This window comes from Paracoccus sanguinis, from assembly GCF_900106665.1.
Classification (GTDB): Bacteria; Pseudomonadota; Alphaproteobacteria; order Rhodobacterales; family Rhodobacteraceae; genus Paracoccus; species Paracoccus panacisoli.
Genome location: NZ_FNNA01000018.1, coordinates 1 through 2,530 on the forward strand (window position 1 = coordinate 1; position 2,530 = coordinate 2,530).

At 68.9% G+C, this 2,530-nt stretch carries 3 protein-coding genes; all 3 read right to left on the bottom strand.

Features of this window, described 5'->3' with window-relative positions:
* Positions 1–359: ATP-dependent Clp protease proteolytic subunit (locus BLW17_RS17200; RefSeq protein ID WP_170835627.1), on the bottom strand; the 359-nt coding region annotated here is incomplete at its 3' end.
* Positions 356–1,672 carry a phage portal protein gene (locus BLW17_RS17205; RefSeq protein WP_081969288.1) on the bottom strand — a complete coding sequence of 439 codons (1,317 nt, stop codon included), beginning with the start codon at positions 1,670–1,672 and terminating at the stop codon, positions 356–358. The genes BLW17_RS17205 and BLW17_RS17200, both read right to left, overlap by 4 nt.
* A gap of 12 nt (positions 1,673–1,684) precedes the next feature.
* The coding region (locus tag BLW17_RS17210) for a terminase TerL endonuclease subunit (RefSeq protein WP_244507350.1) at positions 1,685–2,530 on the bottom strand (846 nt) is incomplete at its 5' end.

The window sequence follows — 2,530 nt, forward strand, 5'->3', positions numbered from 1 at the left end:
GAGGCGGCAAGCCCGAGGATGCGGACGGAGACCCGGCGCGGATCGGCGCGCAGCAGGTTGTAGATTGCCACGCCCTCGAAGAAGTCGCCGCCGGGGCTGTTGATGTCGACGGTGATATTGTCGGCGGTGATGGCGCGGAGCGCTGCCGCGATGCGCCGGGCCGTTACACCTTCGCCGGTCCACCCGCCCGCGCCGATCACGTCAAGCATGCTGATGACGCGGGCGGCATCCGTGGTGCCGTCCCTGTCTGCCGCCCGAAGACCGGCATTCCACCGATCCATCAGTGTAGGGTCGGGCTCATAGGCCTGCACTCTCGGCGGGCGCGACAGGGTGATCTCGGGTGCGTTGCGCAGCGTCATGGCTCTCGCTCCTCTGTGGACGGCAGCGATCCGTCGGCGTCCTGATCCGCGGTCGTGGGCCCCGTCATGTTCGGCGGCGGGTAATAGACATCGCCGCCCTCCCGCGGGTTCTCGTCCTCCAGCGTGCGGATCTCGTTGGGGCTCCAGACGCCCCATTGCAGCCCCTTCACGTAAGCTTCCCAGCGAGCCTTGATGTCGCCCTTCACCAGTGCCGCGCGGTTGAAGCGGGCGTAGAGATCCAAGCGCGACTCCGGGATCAGATCGCGGGCGATGGTCTCCTCCCAGGTCGTGAGGTGATCCTCGAGCGTGTAGGCGACAAAGCCGATCGACTGCTGCTCGATGCCGGTGCCCCAGCTGGTCGACTTCTCGGTGTCGCCGATCATGTGCGGCGGCACCCCGAAGAACATGGCGATGTCGGCGCGGGTGAACTTCCGGCTCTCGATCCATTGCGCGTCCTCGGCCGTCATCGCCATGCGGGCGTAGTCCATGCCTTCCTCGAGGATCAGGTGCCGGCCTTCCTGCTCGCCGCCCGAGCGGAACTCGTCGAGGCCCGCCTTGAGGTTGGCCACCGCCTCGGGCCCGAGGCGTCCGGGGTGGCGCAGCACGCCAGAGACCCGGGCCCCATTGCGGAAGGTCGAGGCGCCGTGCTCCTCCATCGCCAGCGACAGCCCGATCGTCTCGCGGGCATGGGTGATCACCGACACGCCGGTGACGCCATCGAGCGTCATGCCGACGAGGTGGAACATCTCGGACTGCCCGAGCCGCACCCGCACCCCGTCGCGGCGGATGTAGACGTACTCCAGCGTCAGATCGTCCCTCTGCCGACAGGTGACCCGGTCCGGCTGCAACGGGATCAGCTCCCGGACCTGTCCGCGCGAGCGGACGATCATCGCATAGGCATTGCCACGCAGCAGCAGATGCGTCTGCATCATGCGGCGGAACTGCGAGGGTGTCTGCCAGCGGTTGGGCCGGCGCCGCAGCAGGTGCCAGAGCGGATCGTCGGACGCGTCCTCCCGGGTGCGGTCGTCGATGCGCCGGCGCAGCTGCAGCGGCAGCGTGGCGACCGCGCCGGCGATGATGCGCACGCAGGCATGCACCGCTGCCACCGTCAGCGCAGACTCGGGTGAGACAGACATGCCGGCCGCGGTGCCGTGCCCGCCGCGGAGAACCTGTTCGAGTTCCGCCGAGGTGTGGACGAGCGTGCCGCTCCAGGACCCGAGCGCCGCCTGCGGTTGCAGGTCAGGCGGAGGCTGTGGAGGCGCTGCGGGCGCCGCGCTCTCGCGCGCACCAAGGAGACGGGACCAGAGAGACATGCAGTGTTCCTGTCAGAGCAGCATCGGCCCTCGGGCCTGATAGACCGAGCGGCCGGCGGTCTCGTCGCGCAGCATCGCCCGGCCGAGCGCGTTGCAGAGTGCCACAATCCCGTCGATGCGCTCGGAGGAGCGTTCCTTGTCGGGCTTGATGTTGCCGGCCGGGTCGTGCCGGACGGCGACGTTCGAGGCGTTCCAGCGCAGCACCGGGTGACCGCCGTGCCAGAGCAGGCGCGAGACCGCGAGCCGCTCGAGCTCCGCCGTGGGCGCGGCCATGCTCAGGAACCCCTGGCCGAACTGAACCAGGTTGATGCCCTCGTCCTGCAGATGCTGGACGATCTCGCCCGCGAAGGTGCGGTCATAGGCTAGCTCGCGCAGATCGAACCGGCCGGCGAGGCTGACGATCTCCGCCTCGATGAAGGCGAAGTCGGTGGCATTGCCGGGCGTGGCTGTCAGGAACCCCTGGTCGCGCCAGACATCGTAGGGCACGCGGTCGCGCCGGGCGCGGCGCAGTATGTCCTCTTCCGGCACCCAGAACCGGCTGAGCACGATCCACTTGTCCGCGAGGTTCCCGAGCGTCGGATCCCGCGTGGGCGGAAACAGCAGCACGAAAGCCGAGAGGTCGTTGACCCGCGCCAGGTCCAGCCCGCCATAGCATTCACGTCCCGCGAGCAGGCGCTCCACACAGGCAAGCCCGGTCGTGATCTCTGTCCCGCTGGCACTTGCCGGCAGCCCGCCTTCCGCCCAGACCTCCATGTCGAGCCAGCGGGTGACCTGTTCGGTCCATTCGTTCAGCCGCAGCCGTCGGATGGCGTTCTGCTGTGCCGGCATCTCGCGCGCCTCGTCGATCTGGCGCTTGAG

What these genes read in the sequence shown, in the direction of transcription:
- BLW17_RS17205 (WP_081969288.1), bottom strand. Translation starts at nt 1,672, where the DNA reads ATGTCTCTCTGGTCCCGTCTCCTTGGTGCGCGCGAGAGCGCGGCGCCC.